The organism is Pseudomonas sp. GD03875 (assembly GCF_029840585.1).
Lineage (GTDB): Bacteria > Pseudomonadota > Gammaproteobacteria > Pseudomonadales > Pseudomonadaceae > Aquipseudomonas > Aquipseudomonas paralcaligenes.
Window position 1 is genome coordinate 1 of record NZ_JAOCCV010000006.1, and the last position, 16,611, is coordinate 16,611.

General features: G+C 66.3%; 16 protein-coding genes. 11 read left to right on the top strand and 5 right to left on the bottom strand.

Features of this window, described 5'->3' with window-relative positions:
- The first annotated feature begins 34 nt into the window (after window positions 1-34).
- Genes N5D30_RS06675 through N5D30_RS06685 form a run of 3 tightly spaced genes read left to right on the top strand, consistent with a single transcriptional unit; the run spans window position 35 to window position 2,389 of the window.
- Window positions 35-685 carry a DUF502 domain-containing protein gene (locus N5D30_RS06675; RefSeq protein ID WP_220813148.1) on the top strand — a complete coding sequence of 217 codons (651 nt, stop codon included), beginning with the start codon at window positions 35-37 and terminating at the stop codon, window positions 683-685.
- Between the two features lie 16 nt (window positions 686-701).
- Entirely contained in the window at window positions 702-1,568 is an 867-nt protein-coding gene (locus N5D30_RS06680; protein ID WP_279908274.1) for a serine hydrolase, read from the top strand.
- Window positions 1,569-1,606: 38 nt separating this feature from the next.
- A complete protein-coding gene (locus N5D30_RS06685; RefSeq protein ID WP_279908275.1) occupies window positions 1,607-2,389 on the top strand; it encodes a dienelactone hydrolase family protein in 783 nt (260 codons plus the stop codon).
- A gap of 60 nt (window positions 2,390-2,449) precedes the next feature.
- Here N5D30_RS06685 and N5D30_RS06690 read toward each other — a convergent pair whose 3' ends face one another.
- The 4 genes from N5D30_RS06690 to N5D30_RS06705 form a co-directional block, all read right to left on the bottom strand.
- Complete coding sequence (locus tag N5D30_RS06690; RefSeq protein ID WP_279908276.1) at window positions 2,450-4,105, bottom strand: AMP-binding protein; 1,656 nt, start codon at window positions 4,103-4,105, stop codon at window positions 2,450-2,452.
- A 152-nt stretch (window positions 4,106-4,257) separates the two neighbouring features.
- Window positions 4,258-4,707, bottom strand: a complete 450-nt coding sequence (gene sixA, locus N5D30_RS06695) for a phosphohistidine phosphatase SixA (RefSeq protein ID WP_279908278.1) — start codon at window positions 4,705-4,707, stop codon at window positions 4,258-4,260.
- Complete coding sequence (locus N5D30_RS06700) at window positions 4,704-5,051, bottom strand: DUF4389 domain-containing protein (protein WP_220813153.1); 348 nt, start codon at window positions 5,049-5,051, stop codon at window positions 4,704-4,706. Before N5D30_RS06700 ends, sixA begins: the two co-directional genes overlap by 4 nt.
- A 30-nt stretch (window positions 5,052-5,081) precedes the next feature.
- The gene (locus N5D30_RS06705) at window positions 5,082-6,104 is read right to left on the bottom strand and encodes an NAD(P)H-dependent glycerol-3-phosphate dehydrogenase (protein ID WP_279908280.1); all 1,023 of its coding nucleotides are present in this window, start codon (window positions 6,102-6,104) and stop codon (window positions 5,082-5,084) included.
- Window positions 6,105-6,347: 243 nt separating this feature from the next.
- Here N5D30_RS06705 and N5D30_RS06710 point away from each other — a divergent pair, with 243 nt between their 5' ends.
- From N5D30_RS06710 to fabB, 3 genes are all read left to right on the top strand, one after another.
- Window positions 6,348-8,219 carry an ATP-binding protein gene (locus N5D30_RS06710; RefSeq protein ID WP_279908281.1) on the top strand — a complete coding sequence of 624 codons (1,872 nt, stop codon included), beginning with the start codon at window positions 6,348-6,350 and terminating at the stop codon, window positions 8,217-8,219.
- 170 nt (window positions 8,220-8,389) lie between these two features.
- Window positions 8,390-8,905, top strand: a complete 516-nt coding sequence (fabA, locus tag N5D30_RS06715) for a 3-hydroxyacyl-[acyl-carrier-protein] dehydratase FabA (protein WP_220813156.1) — start codon at window positions 8,390-8,392, stop codon at window positions 8,903-8,905.
- 13 nt (window positions 8,906-8,918) lie between these two features.
- Window positions 8,919-10,133: a beta-ketoacyl-ACP synthase I gene (gene fabB, locus N5D30_RS06720; protein WP_279908282.1), complete on the top strand. Its 1,215-nt coding sequence runs from the start codon at window positions 8,919-8,921 to the stop codon at window positions 10,131-10,133.
- A gap of 298 nt (window positions 10,134-10,431) precedes the next feature.
- On the opposite strand, the gene icd is transcribed toward fabB, so the two are convergent.
- The gene (gene icd / locus N5D30_RS06725) at window positions 10,432-11,688 is read right to left on the bottom strand and encodes an NADP-dependent isocitrate dehydrogenase (RefSeq protein WP_220813158.1); all 1,257 of its coding nucleotides are present in this window, start codon (window positions 11,686-11,688) and stop codon (window positions 10,432-10,434) included.
- A gap of 317 nt (window positions 11,689-12,005) precedes the next feature.
- Here icd and N5D30_RS06730 point away from each other — a divergent pair, with 317 nt between their 5' ends.
- The 5 genes from N5D30_RS06730 to purB all read left to right on the top strand — a co-directional run bounded on the left by N5D30_RS06730 (window position 12,006) and on the right by purB (window position 16,584).
- Window positions 12,006-12,491, top strand: a complete 486-nt coding sequence (locus N5D30_RS06730) for an NUDIX hydrolase (RefSeq protein WP_220813159.1) — start codon at window positions 12,006-12,008, stop codon at window positions 12,489-12,491.
- A gap of 41 nt (window positions 12,492-12,532) precedes the next feature.
- On the top strand, window positions 12,533-13,651 hold the full coding sequence (mnmA, locus tag N5D30_RS06735; protein ID WP_279908283.1) for a tRNA 2-thiouridine(34) synthase MnmA: 1,119 nt from the start codon (window positions 12,533-12,535) through the stop codon (window positions 13,649-13,651).
- Window positions 13,648-14,268 (top strand): high frequency lysogenization protein HflD, encoded by a 621-nt coding sequence (gene hflD / locus N5D30_RS06740; RefSeq protein ID WP_279908284.1) that lies wholly within the window; start codon window positions 13,648-13,650, stop codon window positions 14,266-14,268. Before mnmA ends, hflD begins: the two co-directional genes overlap by 4 nt.
- A 1-nt stretch (window position 14,269) precedes the next feature.
- Entirely contained in the window at window positions 14,270-15,139 is an 870-nt protein-coding gene (locus N5D30_RS06745) for a DMT family transporter (protein ID WP_279908285.1), read from the top strand.
- 74 nt (window positions 15,140-15,213) lie between these two features.
- Entirely contained in the window at window positions 15,214-16,584 is a 1,371-nt protein-coding gene (gene purB, locus N5D30_RS06750) for an adenylosuccinate lyase (RefSeq protein WP_279908467.1), read from the top strand.
- The last annotated feature ends 27 nt before the right edge of the window (window positions 16,585-16,611 follow it).

The following is a 16,611-nucleotide window of genomic DNA, read 5'->3' on the forward strand; positions in this document are numbered from 1 at the left end:
TAGCCTTGGGGCGCCCTCGCCACGGACCCACGCCATGTTCAAACGCAGCTTCCACTCCCTCTTCGCCACCTGGCTGGCCGGCCTTCTCGCCCTGCTGCCGCTGGCCCTCTCGCTGGCCCTGCTGGGCTGGGTGGTGAGCCTGCTCAACCGCCTGATCGGCCCCTCCAGCACCGTCGGCAAGCTGTTCGCCGGGCTCGGCCAGCCCTTCGTCAGCAGCCAGGAACTGGCCTGGCTGCTCGGCACCGTCGCGCTGGTGGTGGCGCTCTACCCGCTCGGCCTGGCCGTCCAGCTCGGCCTGAAGGGCCCGCTGCAGCGCCTGTTCGATCGCACCCTGCGGCGCATCCCTTTACTCGGCAACCTGTACGGCCTGGCCGACCGCTTCGTCGGCCTGCTCGACCAGCAGGAAAACGCCGACGTGGGGGCGATGAGCCCGGTCTGGTGCTTCTTCGGCGGCGACGGCACCGCAGTGCTGGCGCTACTGCCCAACCCCCAACCGGTCGAGATCGACGGCCGCGCCTACTTCGCCATCCTGGTGCCCACCGCACCGGTGCCGGTGGGCGGCGGCCTGCTCTACGTGCCCGTGGAATGGGTCAAGCCGGCGGACATGGGCATGGATCGGTTCACCAGCATCTACGTCTCGATGGGCATCACCCCGCCGGGCCCGAACAAACCACCGGCACCTTGAGGCTCGGGGTCGAACGATGCGTTTCTGCCTGGTTCGCAACGGCTCCCTGCTAACACCCGCCCCGTCCGACGAGCTTCTGCCCTGGTGGAGCTTCGGCAAGACGGTGCTCTCGGCCGCCGCCCTGTCGCTGGTGCGGGACGGCCTGGTCGCGCTGGACGACCAGGTGGCCGAAGGCCCCTTCACCCTGCGCCAGTTGCTGCGCCACGAGGCGGGCCTGGCGGACTACGGGGAGCTTGCCGACTACCATGCCGCCGTCGCCCGTCAGGAAACACCCTGGCCGGCCGAAGAGATGCTTCAACGCCTGGACGCCACTCGGCTGCGCTACACGCCGGGAGCCGGATGGCGCTACTCGAATGTCGGCTATCTGTATGTCGCCCGGCTGATAGAACGGCTGACGGATCTCCCGCTGGACGAAGCGCTGAGCCGGCGCGTGCTGGCGCCGCTGGACGTGTCTCGTGCGCGCCTGGCACGCACACGGGCTGACTGGGGCGCGGGAGCGCCCGCCGGCTACGACCCGGCCTGGGTCTACCATGGCCTGCTGGTCGGCCCACTGGACCAGGCAGCCCTGCTGCTGGACTGCCTGCTGGGTGGCGACTATCTCCCGCCCCGTCTGCTCGACGAGATGAAGACACCGCACCTGCTTGGCGGACCTCTGCCGGGCCGCCCCTGGGCCGCGCCCGGCTACGGCCTGGGCCTGATGCAGGGGCCGACGACGTGTGGGCTGTACACGCACGGGCACACCGGCGGCGGGCCGGGCAGCGTGATCGCGGTATACCGCAGCGCCACGGCAAGCTGCGCGGCCTTCGTGGAAGGCGATGATCAGGGGCACGTGGAAACGGAAGCGGTAAACCAGTTGCGGGCCATTTCGGACGCGGGCCGCTAAGCTGCCTCGACCCGCCATCACCCGCCAGGAGATTTGTCATGCGTCATCTACTGCTTGCCCTGCTGCTGTGCAGCCCCCTCGCCCTCGCCGAGGTGCAGGTCCGCGAGATGCCCTACACCACCGCCGACGGTACCCGGCTGATCGGCTACCACGCCTGGGACGACGCCATCGAAGGCCCGCGCCCCGGGGTCATCGTGGTGCATGAATGGTGGGGTCTGAACGACTACGCCAAGCGCCGCGCCCGCGACCTCGCCGCACTCGGCTACAGCGCCCTGGCCGTCGACATGTACGGCGAAGGCAAGAACACCCAGCACCCGGGGGATGCCGGTGCCTTCATGAAGGCGGTCATGGCCGACCCGCAGACGCCGAGGGCGCGTTTCCAGGCCGGCCTCGAACTGCTCAAGGCCCAGCCGCAGACCGACGCGCAACGCCTGGCCGCGATCGGCTACTGCTTCGGCGGCCGGATCGTGCTGGACATGGCCCGCCAGGGCATGCCGCTGGCAGCGGTGGTGAGCTTCCACGGCGCGCTGGTCACCGATACCCCGGCCACGCCGGGCAGCGTCAAGGCCAGGGTGCTGGTGGAGCATGGCGCCGCCGACAGCTTCATCACGCCGCAGCAGGTCGCCGATTTCAAGGCCGAGATGGATAAGGCCGGCGCCGACTACCGCTTCGTCGAGCTGCCCGGCGCCAAGCACGGCTTCAGCAACCCGGACGCCGACGCGCACAAGGGCCATGGCCTCGACCTCGGCTACCAGAAGGGGGCCGACGAGCGCTCCTGGGCCGACATGCGGCAACTGCTCGACGAGGTGTTCCGCCCGTAACGCAACGGGAGCCCCTAGGGGCTCCCGTTCGTGCAGCTGGTTCGGTGAAACCCCGGCCGGCTAGCGATGCCAGACCACTTCGCCGCGGCCCTGGCCCCAGGTGTCGAAGTGCGCGCCATAGGCGTTTTCCACCGACGCCCGCTTGATCTTCAGGGTCGGGGTCAGGAAGCCGTTGTCCACCGCCCAGACCTCCGGCACCAGCACCAGCCCGTTGAGCTGCTCGTGCTTGTCCAGCACCTGGTTGGTTTCCGCCAGCAGGCGCCGCAGGCTGCTCTCCAGCTGCTCGCGCGACTCCCGCCGCGCCACCTCGGACAGCACGCACAACGCCAGCGGCTGCGGCAGGCCGTCGCCCACCACGCAGACCTGCTCGATGTGGGTGTGCACGGCCAGGCGGTTCTCGATCGGCGCCGGCGCCACGTACTTGCCCTTGCTGGTCTTGAAGATTTCCTTGATCCGCCCGGTCAGGCGTAGGTTGCCCTCGGCGTCCTGCTCGCCCTTGTCGCCGGTGCGCAGGAAGCCATCCTCGGTCATCGCCTCGGCGGTCTTGCCCGGTTCCTTGTAGTAGCCCTGCATGGTCGAGCCGCTGCGCACCAGCACCTCGCCCTCCTCGCTGATGCGAACCTCGACACCGGGGTTGTTCTGGCCGATCCAGCCCTTCTTGAAGCGGCCGGGGCGGCACACGTGGGAGTAGCCGCAGTTTTCCGTCATGCCGTAGACCTCCTGCAGCTCCAGCCCCAGGCGGCGGTACCAGGCCAGCAGCGCATCCGGCACCGGCGCGGCACCGGACAGCGCGTAGCGCACGGCGTCCAGTCCCAGACCACGGAGCACCTTGCGCCCGACCAGGCGGCCGAGCAGCGGGATGGACAGGAGGAAGTCCAGCTTCTTCGCCGGCATCTGCGCGTACACGCCCATCTGGAACTTGGTCCAGATCCGCGGCACGCCGAAGAACACCGTGGGCCGGGCGCGGCGCAGGTCCTCGACGAAGGTGTCCAGGCTCTCGGCGAAGAACACGGTCATGCCGCTGTACAGGGAGTTGAGCTCGACGAACATGCGCTCGGCCACGTGGCACAGCGGCAGGTAGGACAAGGCGCGGTCGCTCTCGTTGACACCGAACAGCTCCGTGGCGTGGCCGGCGGTGAAGCCGAAATTGCCGAAGTTGTGCATCACACCCTTGGGCATGCCGGTGGTGCCGGAGGTATAGATGATGGTGGCGAGGTGATCGGGATGGTTGCGTGGCGTGTCCTGGATCGGCAAGCAGGACTGCAGGTCGCTCCACAGCCGGTCGAAGCTGCCGTCGGCGTGCAGCGGCAGCGCTACGGTGGTCACGCTCTCCGGCACGCCGGGCGCCATGGCCGGCCAGTCGTCCAGCTTGCCGATGAAGGCGACCCGGGCCTCGGCGTGCTCCAGCACCTGGCGCACCGACTCGGCGGTGAGGTTGGGATAGAGCGGCACCGAGACGTGCCCCGCCATCCAGATGGCCAGGTCGGTGACGATCCAGTGGGCGCAGTTCTTCGAGATGATCGCGATCCTGCTGCCCGGCTCCAGCTCCAGGCTGCGCAGCCAGCTGGCGGTGCGCCGCGCCTGCTCGCCGACCTCGGCCCAGGTGAGCTGCTCCACCTGCCCGCCGCCCAGCGGCTGGATCAGGTAGGTCTTGTTCGGGTGACGCGACTCACGCTCGAAAAACACCTCGAGCGGCAAACGGACGGCACTGGCCACGGGGCCTCCTTGTTTTTTGTTTTTGTCACAGGGAGCAACCAAGCACTTGCTTGGTTGAATATTCCACGCGTCAGGAGGCGTCGCAAGTGAAGAAATGTTACAGGAGCGCAAGACTGCCCCAGGGACCGGGGGCAGACTCAACGCAAAACCCTCTAGGGGTGATGAAGGGCGGAAAGCTGCATCAGGCCTGGAATCACGTCACCCTCAAGCACCACCAGGCTGGCGGTGTGAAGGCCCAGGGGTTGCTGCAGATGGCCATGGATCAGCAGGCCGGAGAGACTGCCGAGCAGCGGGTTGTGGCTGACTAGCAGGCATTCGCCGGGATAGTCGTCCAGATGGCTGGCGGCCGCGCGCGGCGGATCGTCGGGCGTGGCCCAGTCCACCGTGGTCAGCGGCAGCGCCAGGCCAAGGGTCTCGCGCACGAGCTCGGCGGTCTGCCGGGCACGCAGATAGGGGCTGACCAGGATGTGCCGCAGAGGCCGCCCCCGCAGATGCTCGGCGCTTCTGCGCACTTCCTTGCGGCCGCGCTCGGTGAGGGCGCGCTCCGCGTCGCTGCGCGCACGCGGTTCGGCCTCACCGTGGCGCAGCAGCCAGAGGGTCACAGCTTGGGTTCTTCGTCGCGTACCGGGTGCGGTGCCGGCGGGATGGAGTGCGGCTCGTTGTCCTCCGGCGCGCGCGGGGTCGGCCAGTCGGCGAAGGGCCAGGGCTTCTCCTCGGTGTTGAAGGTGCCGAAGCGGCCGATCTGCTGCAGGTACTGGCTCAGGCTGTCGCCGAACGACTGCAGCCCGCTGTTGGGCGCGCCGTAGAACAGGCGGTAGCCCAGCTGCAGCAGGACCACGCCGCCGAGCACGATCTCGGCCAGTTGCCAGACGATGGTGAAGATCACCATCCACAGAATCCGCAGGGCGATGGATTCGCGCTCAAGTTCCTTGCTCGGTTCGCTCATGGTGCTCTCCTTTCTCAGAATCCGTTTGGATCAGAAACCGCTGGGTGAAATGAAGTCCACATCCGTCTTGGGCTCGCCGCGCATCAGCCCCTGGATCACCTGCTCCAAGGTGCGCCCCTCGAACAGGATGGCATGCAGACCGGCGACCAACGGCATGTAGACCTGCAACTCCTCTGCCTTGTTCTTCAAGACTTTGAGGGTATTGACGCCCTCGGCCACCTCGCCCAGGCGCGCCACCGCGTCCTCCAGCGACAGGCCCTCGCCCAGGGCATGCCCCACCTGGTAGTTGCGGCTCTTGGGCGAGGAACAAGTGACGATCAGGTCGCCGACCCCGGCCAGGCCGAGGAAGGTCATGGGGTTGGCGCCGAGGGTGACGGCGAAGCGGGTCATCTCCGCCAGCGCGCGGGTGATCAGCATGCTCTTGGTGTTCTCGCCCATGCCCAGGGCGGCGGCCATGCCGGCGATGATGGCATAGACGTTCTTCAGGGCGCCGCCCAGCTCCACGCCGAAGCTGTCGCGGCTGGCGTAGACGCGGAAGGTGCGGCCATGCAGCGCGTCCTGCACGCGCTGGCAGAGCTCTTCATCCTCGCTGGCGATCACCGTGGCGGTCAGCGCGTGCTCGGCGATCTCGCGCGCCAGGTTCGGCCCGGACAGCACGCCGATGCGCGCCTGGGGCGCCACCTCGGCGAGAATCTGGCTCATCAGCTTGAAGCCGTCGGCCTCGATGCCCTTGGTGGTGCTCACCAGCAGCTTGCCGGCCAGGGCGCCGGCTACCGGCTGCAGCACGTTGCGCAGGGCCGACGAGGGAATCGCGACGAACACCAGCTCGCAGGCGGCCAGGGTGGTCGGCAGGTCGGTCACCGGCTCGACACCGGGCAGCAGCTTGATGCCCTTTAGGTAGCGCGGGTTCTCGCGCCGGGTGCGCATGGCCTCGGCCTGTTCGGGGTCGCGCATCCACTGCAGGACGCGCTGGCCGTTGGCGGCCAGGAGGTTGGCAATGGCGGTGCCGAAGCTGCCGCCACCCAGTACTGCAACGGGTTGTTGCTCGGTCATAGGAATTCCACAGCGGGCCATCTGTCGACGGCGGATGCCTCATTATCATGGAGCCTCGGCCGACCGGCCAGTCCCACGCCACAGCAAGCGCTGGCAAAGCCTGGCTTCTCGGTTAACATGCGGCTGTCCTGCCAGAGAACAAGGCCGTTCCGTGCACACCGTTCCGTTCTGCCATCCGCAACTCCCGCAATGCCTGGCCGCGCGCTCCCCGCTGTTCCGCCGGCCAGAGAGCGAAACCCGCTGATGTTCGGCTGGAACTGGGACATCCACACCCGTACCCAGCTGATCAGCGTAGGCCCGGCGCTGCTGCTCACTCTGTTGCTGACCGGCTTCTTCACCTATTCGCGCCTGGAAGACCTGCGCCAGGAGATCAACCAGTCCGGCCAGCTGATGGCCAACCAGCTGGCGCCGGCGGTGGTGCACGGTGTCGCCGCCGGCGACACTCAGGCCCTGGAAAGCCTGCTGCGCGCCACCCTGCAGACGCCCAGCGTCCGCTTCCTGGAAGTGCGCGACAAGGCCGAGACCATTCTGGTCTACGTCGAGCAGCACAAGGACCCAGCGGCCTCGCAGGTGGACATCTTCCATGCCTCCGTGCGCCGGGAAAAAGCCTCGGGCGCCGACGAATACCTGGGCCGGGTGGTGGTCGGCATGTCCGACGAGACCTTCACCAGCCGCCAGCAGGCGATCCTGCTCAAGGCCACGATACTGGCGCTGTTCGCGCTGCTGCTGACCTTCTTCCTCGCCCGCCAGTTGGCCCGGCGCCTGTCCCAGCCGATCAGCGAGATGGGCAAGGCGGTGGAGGCGATCAAGGCCGGCGACTACCGGACCACGCTACCGGAGACCGACACCAGCGAACTGGGCGGCCTCGCCCGGCATATCAACAACCTCGCCGAGGAACTGGAAAGCGCCAGCCGCGAGCAGCGCGAGGCCATGCAGCAGTTGATCCAGGCACGCGAGGAAGCCGAGCAGGCCAACCGCGCCAAGTCGGACTTCCTGGCGATGATGAGTCACGAGCTGCGCACGCCGATGAACGGCGTGCTGGGCATGCTGCAGTTGCTGGAAACCACCGAGATGAACCACGAGCAGGCGGAATACGCGGCGCTGGCCATCGAATCCACCGAGCACCTGCTCAAGGTCATCAACGACATCCTCGATTTCTCCCGGATCGAGCGCGGTGCCCTCGAACTGGAGCGCATCCCCTTCAACCTCAAGGAGCTGCTGCAGGACTCGATCCAGGTCTTCCAGCACAGCGCCCAGCAGCGCGGCCTCTACCTGCGCCTGGAGAAGCCGCCGGGCCTAGAGGCATTCGAGGTCCAGGGCGACCCCACCCGTATCCGCCAGATACTGGTCAATCTGCTCGGCAATGCGCTGAAATTCACCGAGGAAGGTGGCATCCGCATCGAGACCCACTGGCAGCCGCTGGACAACGACATCCTCTGGTTCACCTGCGCGGTGCGCGACAGCGGTATCGGCATCGCCCCGCAGCGTCTGGAGCACATGTTCGATGCCTTCCAGCAGGCCGACAGCTCGATTTCCCGCCGCTATGGTGGAACCGGCTTGGGCCTGTCCATCGCCCGCACCCTGGCCGAGCGCATGGGCGGCACCCTCCATGCCAGCAGCGAGGAAGGCATCGGTTCGGTGTTCACCCTCGAGATTCCCCTGCCCTTCAACATGCGCAGCACCCTCGAAACGCCACGGATACAGAGCGACGACAACTCCGGCGAAGGTCTGGAGGTGCTGCTGGTGGAAGACAACCCGGTCAACCAGACCGTGATCGAGGCCATGCTGCGCAGCCTGGGCTACCGGGTCGAACTGGTCGGCGATGGCGCCCAGGCAGTGCAGCGCTTCGACCCCCAGCGTTTCGTCGCGGTGCTGATGGATTGCCGCCTGCCGATCATGGACGGCTACGAGGCGACCCGGCAGATCCGCCGCCAGTCGCCGCACTGCAACACACCGATCATCGCCCTCACCGCCAACGCGCTGCAGGGCGACCGCGAAGCCTGCCTCCAGGCGGGCATGAACGACTACCTGGCCAAGCCCTTCAAACGCGCCGATCTGGAGCGCGCCCTGACGCGCTGGCTGATCCGGCGCAACCAGCCGCATCAGGAGGACTAGACTTTTTGCACCCACGGTCATGATCTGTGACAAGTTATGCCGGTATACAGGTGTACACACTGGGCTGTGACTTTCACCATGACGCAACAGTCTATGACTAGTCTGCCGCTACACAAGAACAGAAGCGGCACAGCTTTAAGCCCCGTCCGGGGGACCATTGAGGAGTTCGCATGACCAAGCAAAACGCCTATTCCCGGGAAGAATTGCTCGCCTGCAGCCGCGGCGAGCTGTTTGGCCCGGGCAATGCGCAGTTGCCCGCCCCCAACATGCTGATGATCGATCGCATCGCTCATATCAGCGACACCGGCGGCAAGTACGGCAAGGGCGAGATCGTCGCCGAACTCGATATCAACCCGGATCTCTGGTTCTTTGCCTGCCACTTCGAGGGCGACCCGGTCATGCCGGGCTGCCTGGGCCTCGACGCCATGTGGCAGCTGGTCGGCTTCTACCTCGGCTGGCAGGGCAACCCCGGCCGCGGCCGCGCCCTGGGCTCGGGCGAAGTGAAGTTCTTCGGTCAGGTACTGCCCACCGCGAAGAAACTCACCTACACCATCCATATCAAACGAACCATCAGCCGCTCGCTGATCCTCGGCATCGCCGACGGCAGCGTCAGCGTCGATGGTCGCGAAATCTACAGCGCCGAAGGCCTCCGCGTCGGCCTGTTCACCTCTACCGACAGCTTCTGAAGGACATTTCCGCATGCGTCGCGTCGTGATCACCGGCCTGGGCATCGTTTCCTGCCTGGGCAATGACAAGGACACCGTTTCCGCCAGCCTGCGCGCCGGCAAGGCGGGCATCCGCTTCAACCCGGAATACGCCGAAATGGGCCTGCGCAGCCAGGTGTCCGGCTCCGTCGACCTCGATCTGGAAGCGCTGATCGACCGCAAGGTGCTACGCTTCATGGGCAACGCCGCCGCCTACGCCTACCTGTCAATGGAAGCTGCGATCAAGGATGCTGGCCTCACCCCGGAAGCAATCTCCAACCCCCGCGTGGGCCTGATCGCCGGCTCCGGTGGTGCTTCCACCCTGAACCAGATGGAGGCCATCGACATCCTTCGCGAGAAGGGCGTCAAGCGCATCGGCCCGTACCGCGTACCGCGCACCATGGGCAGCACCGTCTCGGCCTGCCTGGCGACGCCGTTCCAGATCAAGGGCGTGAACTACTCCATCTCCTCCGCCTGCGCCACCAGCGCCCACTGCATCGGCCACGCGATGGAGCAGATCCAGATGGGCAAGCAGGACCTGGTATTCGCCGGTGGCGGCGAGGAAGAGCACTGGAGCCAGAGCTGCCTGTTCGACGCCATGGGCGCCCTCTCCACCCAGTACAACGAGACCCCGGAAAAGGCCTCCCGCGCCTACGACGCCAAGCGTGACGGCTTCGTCATCGCCGGTGGCGGCGGCATGGTGGTGGTCGAGGAGCTGGAGCACGCGCTCAAGCGCGGCGCCACCATCTATGCCGAGATCGTCGGCTACGGTGCCACCAGCGACGGCTACGACATGGTCGCGCCGAGCGGCGAAGGCGCCGTGCGCTGCATGCAGCAGGCCCTCGCCACCGTCGACGCACCGATCGACTATCTCAACACCCATGGCACCTCCACCCCGGTCGGCGATACCGCCGAGGCCCGCGCGGTGCGCGAAGTGTTCGGCGACAAGGCGCCGGCCATCAGCTCCACCAAGAGCCTGTCCGGCCACTCACTGGGCGCCGCCGGCGTGCACGAGGCGATCTACTGTCTGCTGATGATGCAGGGCGGCTTCATCGCCGGCTCCGCCAACATCGAGGAGCTCGATCCGGACGTGGCCGACCTGCCGATCCAGCGCGAGACCCGTGACGTGCAGCTGAACACCGTGATGAGCAACAGCTTCGGCTTCGGCGGCACCAACGCCACCCTGGTGCTGCAGCGCTACAAGGGCTGATCCTCGCGGCTGAATGAAAACGGCGCCCCAGGGCGCCGTTTTCATTGGCTATGTCCCCGTTACGTGTTGCTGTACCGATCCCTCTTTTGTGGGAGCGGCCTTGGCCGCGAAATTCGCGGATAAATCCGCTCCCACAAGGTGCGCAACAACTAACGGGCACATAGCCTTTTCATTGGGCATTCAGCACCATCCCGGATTCCGTCGGGCATAAAAAAATCCGATGCCGGCAACCGGCATCGGACTCTTCGGGAAGGACCGGCGGCAGTCCGAGGACCACCGCCGCTCTTTCCGCCCGCCCTTACATGTGGGCGATGATGGCGTCGCCGAACTGCGAGCAGGACAGCAGCTTGGCACCGTCCATCAGACGCTCGAAGTCGTAGGTCACGGTCTTCGCGGCGATGGCGCCGTTGGTGCCCTTGATGATCAGGTCGGCAGCTTCCAGCCAGCCCATGTGGCGCAGCATCATCTCGGCGGAGAGGATGACCGAGCCCGGGTTGACCTTGTCCAGGCCGGCATACTTCGGCGCGGTACCGTGGGTGGCTTCGAACATCGCCACGGTGTCGGACAGGTTGGCACCCGGCGCGATGCCGATACCACCCACCTCGGCCGCCAGGGCGTCGGACAGGTAGTCACCGTTCAGGTTCAGGGTGGCGATCACGTCGTACTCGGCCGGACGCAGCAGGATCTGCTGCAGCATGGCGTCGGCGATGGCGTCCTTGACCACGATGTTCTTGCCGGTGTTCGGGTTCTTGAACTGCATCCACGGGCCGCCGTCCAGCAGCTCGGCGCCGAACTCGTCACGCGCCACTTCGTAGCCCCACTCCTTGAAGGCACCTTCGGTGAACTTCATGATGTTGCCCTTGTGGACGATGGTCACGGAGCTGCGATCGTTGTCCACGGCGTACTGCAGTGCCTTGCGCACCAGACGCTTGGTACCCTCCAGGGAAACCGGCTTGATGCCGATGCCGCAGTTCTCGGTGAAGCGGATCTTCTTGACGCCCATTTCCTCGGTGAGGAACTTGATGACCTTGATCGCTTCCGGCGAACCGGCTTTCCACTCGACGCCAGCGTAGATGTCTTCCGAGTTCTCACGGAAGATGCACATGTCCACGTCACCCGGCTTCTTCACCGGGCTCGGCACGCCTTCGAACCAGCGCACCGGGCGCTGGCAGACATACAGGTCCAGCTCCTGGCGCAGGGCCACGTTCAGCGAGCGGATGCCGCCACCGACCGGAGTGGTCAGCGGGCCCTTGATGGAGACGACGTAGTCGCGGACGGCGTCCAGGGTTTCCTTCGGCAGCCAGGTGTCCTGGTCGTAGACCTGGGTGGCTTTCTCGCCGGCGTAGACCTCCATCCAGGCAATCTTGCGCTGGCCGGCATAGGCCTTCTCGACGGCGGCGTCGACGACCTTGATCATTACCGGGCTGATATCGACGCCGATGCCGTCACCCTCGATGAACGGGATGATCGGGTTGTTCGGCACACTCAGGGACATGTCGGCGTTGACGGTGATCTTCTCGCCGTTCGCAGGCACCTGGATCTTCTGGTATCCCATGCTGGACTCCGTTTGTTTTCGTGGTCTGACAATCCGCCACACGGGTAATGCGACGGACGATACTTCTGGGTCTCGGAAAGGTGCCGCATTCTTGTAGTTTTTCTACAGAAAGTCACGCACTTTTCGCCATTTACTGACAGCCCGGCGACAGCCTAGACTGCTTGAATCCTGGTTAGGCGCCATTCTTGTAGTCAAACTACAGAGACGCTACAAAAATGCCCTCCAAGGGCGCTTTCAATCCTAGCAGCTCGGCCCGAGATTGCTTCGACCCGGGTCGTAGCAGACTGTTACCCGCCGAATCGTAGAGGTTCCCTGCAATGCGTTTCACTCCCCATGTCACAGTCGCCACCGTCGTCGAGGATCGGGGGCGCTTCCTGCTCGTCGAGGAACTGGCCGACGGCCAGGCGGTATTTAACCAGCCTGCCGGCCATCTGGAAGCCGACGAAAGTCTGATCGAGGCCGCCTTGCGCGAAACACTGGAAGAAACCGGCTGGCAGGTGGAGCTGACCGCCGTCACCGGCATCTACCTCTATACCGCGCCGAGCAACGGCGTCACCTACCAGCGCGTATGCTTCGCCGCCAGGCCATTGCGCCACCTGCCGGACTCGCCGCTGGACGACGGCATCATCGGCCCGCGCTGGCTGACCCGCGAGGAACTGGCCGCCCAGCCCGAACGCTGGCGCAGCGAGCTGGTGCTGCGCTGCATCGACGACTACCTGGCCGGCGCACGCCACGACCTGAGCCTGATCCGCGATCCGGCCGATCGCGGCCCGGCCTATTCGCCCCACGCCGCCCGCTCCTGATAGAATCGCCCACTTTCCGCCGTCAGCCTCTCCAAGTCCCCATGCGCGAACCAGCCAATACCCGAGTGATCGTCGGCATGTCCGGCGGTGTCGACTCTTCCGTTTCCGCCCTCCTGCTGCTCGAGCAGGGCTATCAGGTGGAAGGCCTGTTCATGAAGAACTGGGAAGAGGACGACGGCACCGAATACTGCACCGCCATGGCCGACCTGGCCGACGCCCAGGCCGTGTGCGATCGAATCGGTATCCAGCTGCACACCGCCAATTTCGCCGCCGAATACTGGGACAACGTGTTCGAGCACTTCCTCGCCGAGTACAAGGCCGGGCGCACGCCGAACCCGGACATCCTGTGCAACCGCGAGATCAAGTTCAAAGCCTTCCTCGACTACGCCCTGTCGCTCGGCGCCGACCTGATCGCCACCGGTCACTACGTGCGCCGCCGCGACGTGGACGGCCGCAGTGAACTGCTCAAGGGGCTCGATCCGAACAAGGACCAGAGCTACTTCCTCCACGCCGTCGGCGGCGAGCAGATCGGCCGCACCCTGTTCCCGGTCGGCGAACTGGAGAAGCCGCAGGTCCGCGCCATCGCCGAGAAGTACGAACTGGCGACCGCCAAGAAGAAGGACTCGACCGGCATCTGCTTCATCGGTGAGCGCCGCTTCAGCGACTTCCTAAAGCAGTACCTGCCGGCCCAGCCGGGCGACATCGAGACCACCGAGGGCGAGGTGATCGGCCGACATGTCGGCCTGATGTACCACACCATCGGCCAGCGCCAGGGCCTGGGTATCGGCGGCCTGAAGAACGCCGGCGACGAACCCTGGTACGTGCTGCACAAGGACCTGGCGCGCAACGTGCTGATCGTCGGCCAGGGCAACGACCACCCCTGGCTGTTTTCCCGCTCCCTGCTCGCCTCGGATATCTACTGGGTCAACCCCGTCGACCTCTCCAGCCCGCGCCGCCTCACCGCCAAGGTGCGTTACCGCCAGGCCGACCAGGCCTGCACCCTGGAGAAGACCGAGCACGGCTACCAGGCGGTGTTCGACGAGCCGCAGCGCGCCGTCACCCCGGGCCAGTCCGTGGTGTTCTACGACGGCGAGGTCTGCCTGGGCGGCGGCGTGATCGAGGTCGCCGAGCCCTGTGCCGAAGGAGCCCCGCGCGCATGAGCCCCGTTCAGGAACAACTGATCGCCCTCTCCGCCGTGTTCCAGGCTGCCAGCCTGGTGGACAAGCTGGCCCGCACCGGCCAGGTCAGCGACGCGCAGCTCGGCTGCCTGCTCGGCAGCCTGCTGGTGCGCGACCCGAAGAACACCCTGGAGGTCTACGGCGGCGACGACCTCAACCTGCGCGAGGGCTACAAGGCGCTGGTCAGCACCCTGGAGCGCAACCCAGCCAGCCTGCAACGCGAGCCGCTACGCTACGCCCTGGCTCTGCTCGGCCTGGAGCGCCAGCTGGCCAAGCGCGAGGACCTGCTGCAAGTGGTCGGCAGCCGCCTGGACCAGATCCAGAACCAGGTCGAGCACTTCGGCCTGACCCACGACAACGTGGTGGCCGCCTGCGGCGCGCTCTACCAGGACACCATCAGCACCTTCCGCCAGCGCATCCAGGTGCACGGCGACATGCGCTTCCTGCAACAACCGGCCGTGGCCGCCAAGGTGCGCGCCCTGCTGCTCACCGGCATCCGTTCGGCGCGTCTGTGGCGCCAGCTCGGCGGCCATCGCTGGCAACTGGTACTCGGCCGCGGCAAGCTGCTCAAGGAACTCTACCCGCTGCTGCGGAGCTGACGTGAGCCTGCCCAGCCGCAGCTCCAGACCCGTCCAGGGCGCCCTGCTCCTGGCGCTCTCCGCCCTGCTGTTCTCGTTGATGGGCGTAGGCATCCGCGAGGTGTCCAGCGGCGTCAACAACGAGTCGGTGGTGTTCTTCCGCAATCTGGTAGGCGTGCTGTTCTTCCTGCCGCTGGTGTTGTTGAAAGGCACCGGCCCGCTGAAGACGGGGCGTCTCAAGTCGCACATGTGGCGCACCACTTACGGCCTGGCGGCGATGTACTGCTTCTTCTACGCCATCGCCCACCTGCCGCTGGCCGACGCCATGCTGTTCACCTACGCGGCGCCGGTGTTCACCCCGCTGCTGGCCTGGTGGCTGCTCAAGGAGCCGCTGACCCGGCGCATGCTGGTCACCACCGCCATCGGCCTGGTCGGCGTGCTGCTGGTGGCCAAGCCCAGCGAGGCGCTGCTCGACAGCCAGGCCCTGATCGGCCTGGCGGCCAGCATCCTGGCTGCCTTCGCCTTCGTCTCCATCCGCGAGATGAGCGACACCGAGCCGGCCTTCCGCATCGTCTTCTATTTCTCTCTGTTCAGCGCCCTGATCTCCGCCGTGCCGCTGACCTGGGCCTGGCAGCCGCTGAGCCAGCACCAGCTCGGCCTACTGCTGGTGATCGGCCTGCTCGCCACGGTGAGCCAGATCGTCATGTCCAAGGCCTACAGCCTGGCCCCGCCCGGCCTGATCGGCCCCTTCGCCTACCTGGCCATCGTCTTCGCCGGCATCGTCGCCTGGCTACGCTGGGGCGAGATGCCGGATGCCGCCTCCCTGGTCGGCGCCGCGCTGATCTTCGCCTCCAGCCTCCTTTCGATCGCCCGCCGACCGGCCGCTCGCTAGCCGGCGGCCGAGCCGGGCGATTTCATGTATAATGTGCGCCCTTTTCGTTGACCGACCTGTCCGAGAACGCCTCCATGCAGCTCTCCTCGCTCACCGCGGTTTCCCCCGTCGATGGCCGCTACGCCGGCAAAACCAGCGCCCTGCGCCCGATCTTCAGCGAATACGGCCTGATCCGTTTCCGCGTGATGGTCGAGGTTCGCTGGCTGCAGCGCCTGGCCGCCCATGAAGGCGTCGCCGAAGTCTCCCCCTTCTCCGCCGAAGCCAATGCGCTGCTGAACGAACTGGCCGAGAACTTCGCCGTCGAGCACGCCGAGCGCGTGAAAGAGATCGAGCGCACCACCAACCACGACGTGAAAGCCGTGGAGTACCTGCTCAAGGAGCAGGCCGCCAAGCTGCCGGAGCTGGCCGCCGTGAGCGAATTCATCCACTTCGCCTGCACCAGCGAGGACATCAACAACCTGTCCCACGCCCTGATGCTGCGCGAAGGCCGCGATACCGTCCTGCTGCCGCTGATGAAGCAGATCGCCGGCGCCATCCGCGACCTGGCGGTGAAGTTCGCCGACGTGCCGATGCTGTCGCGCACCCACGGTCAGCCGGCTTCGCCGACCACCCTCGGCAAGGAACTGGCCAACGTCGTCTACCGTCTGGAGCGGCAGATCGCCCAGGTGGCCGGCGTGCCGCTGCTGGGCAAGATCAACGGCGCCGTGGGCAACTACAACGCCCACCTGTCCGCCTACCCGCAGATCGACTGGGAGGCCAACGCCAAGCAGTTCATCGAAGGCGACCTGGGCCTGCAGTGGAATCCCTACACCACGCAGATCGAGCCGCACGACTACATCGCCGAGCTGTTCGACGCCATCGCCCGCTTCAACACCATCCTCATCGACTTCGACCGCGACGTCTGGGGCTACATCTCTCTCGGCTACTTCAAGCAGAAGACCGTGGCCGGCGAGATCGGCTCCTCGACCATGCCGCACAAGGTCAACCCGATCGACTTCGAGAACTCCGAAGGCAACCTGGGCATCGCCAACGCGATCTTCCAGCACCTGGCCAGCAAGCTGCCGATCTCCCGCTGGCAGCGCGACCTGACCGACTCCACCGTGCTGCGCAACCTCGGTGTCGGCTTCGCCCACAGCGTCATCGCCTACGAAGCCAGCCTCAAGGGCATCGGCAAGCTGGAGCTGAACGAAGCGCGCATCGCCGCCGACCTGGACGCCTGCTGGGAAGTCCTGGCCGAGCCGATCCAGACCGTGATGCGCCGCTACGCCATCGAGAACCCCTACGAGAAGCTCAAGGAGCTGACCCGTGGCAAGGGCATCAGCCCGGAGGCGCTGCTCACCTTCATCGATGGCCTGGACATGCCGGCCGCCGCCAAGGAGGAGCTCAAGCAACTCACCCCGGCGAGCTACATCGGCAACGCCGTCGCGCAGGCCAAGCGCATCTGAACGACACCAGCCTTACCAACGCCCGGC

Bases quoted from the DNA above. Each gene is read 5' to 3' on its own strand.
- N5D30_RS06675 (WP_220813148.1), top strand. From the start codon at position 35: ATGTTCAAACGCAGCTTCCACTCCCTCTTCGCCACCTGGCTGGCCGGC.
- N5D30_RS06680 (WP_279908274.1), top strand. From the start codon at position 702: ATGCGTTTCTGCCTGGTTCGCAACGGCTCCCTGCTAACACCCGCCCCG.
- N5D30_RS06685 (WP_279908275.1), top strand. From the start codon at position 1,607: ATGCGTCATCTACTGCTTGCCCTGCTGCTGTGCAGCCCCCTCGCCCTC.
- N5D30_RS06700 (WP_220813153.1), bottom strand. From the start codon at position 5,051: ATGAGCGAACCGAGCAAGGAACTTGAGCGCGAATCCATCGCCCTGCGG.
- N5D30_RS06705 (WP_279908280.1), bottom strand. From the start codon at position 6,104: ATGACCGAGCAACAACCCGTTGCAGTACTGGGTGGCGGCAGCTTCGGC.
- N5D30_RS06710 (WP_279908281.1), top strand. From the start codon at position 6,348: ATGTTCGGCTGGAACTGGGACATCCACACCCGTACCCAGCTGATCAGC.
- fabA (WP_220813156.1), top strand. From the start codon at position 8,390: ATGACCAAGCAAAACGCCTATTCCCGGGAAGAATTGCTCGCCTGCAGC.
- fabB (WP_279908282.1), top strand. From the start codon at position 8,919: ATGCGTCGCGTCGTGATCACCGGCCTGGGCATCGTTTCCTGCCTGGGC.
- icd (WP_220813158.1), bottom strand. From the start codon at position 11,688: ATGGGATACCAGAAGATCCAGGTGCCTGCGAACGGCGAGAAGATCACC.
- N5D30_RS06730 (WP_220813159.1), top strand. From the start codon at position 12,006: ATGCGTTTCACTCCCCATGTCACAGTCGCCACCGTCGTCGAGGATCGG.
- mnmA (WP_279908283.1), top strand. From the start codon at position 12,533: ATGCGCGAACCAGCCAATACCCGAGTGATCGTCGGCATGTCCGGCGGT.
- hflD (WP_279908284.1), top strand. From the start codon at position 13,648: ATGAGCCCCGTTCAGGAACAACTGATCGCCCTCTCCGCCGTGTTCCAG.
- purB (WP_279908467.1), top strand. From the start codon at position 15,214: ATGCAGCTCTCCTCGCTCACCGCGGTTTCCCCCGTCGATGGCCGCTAC.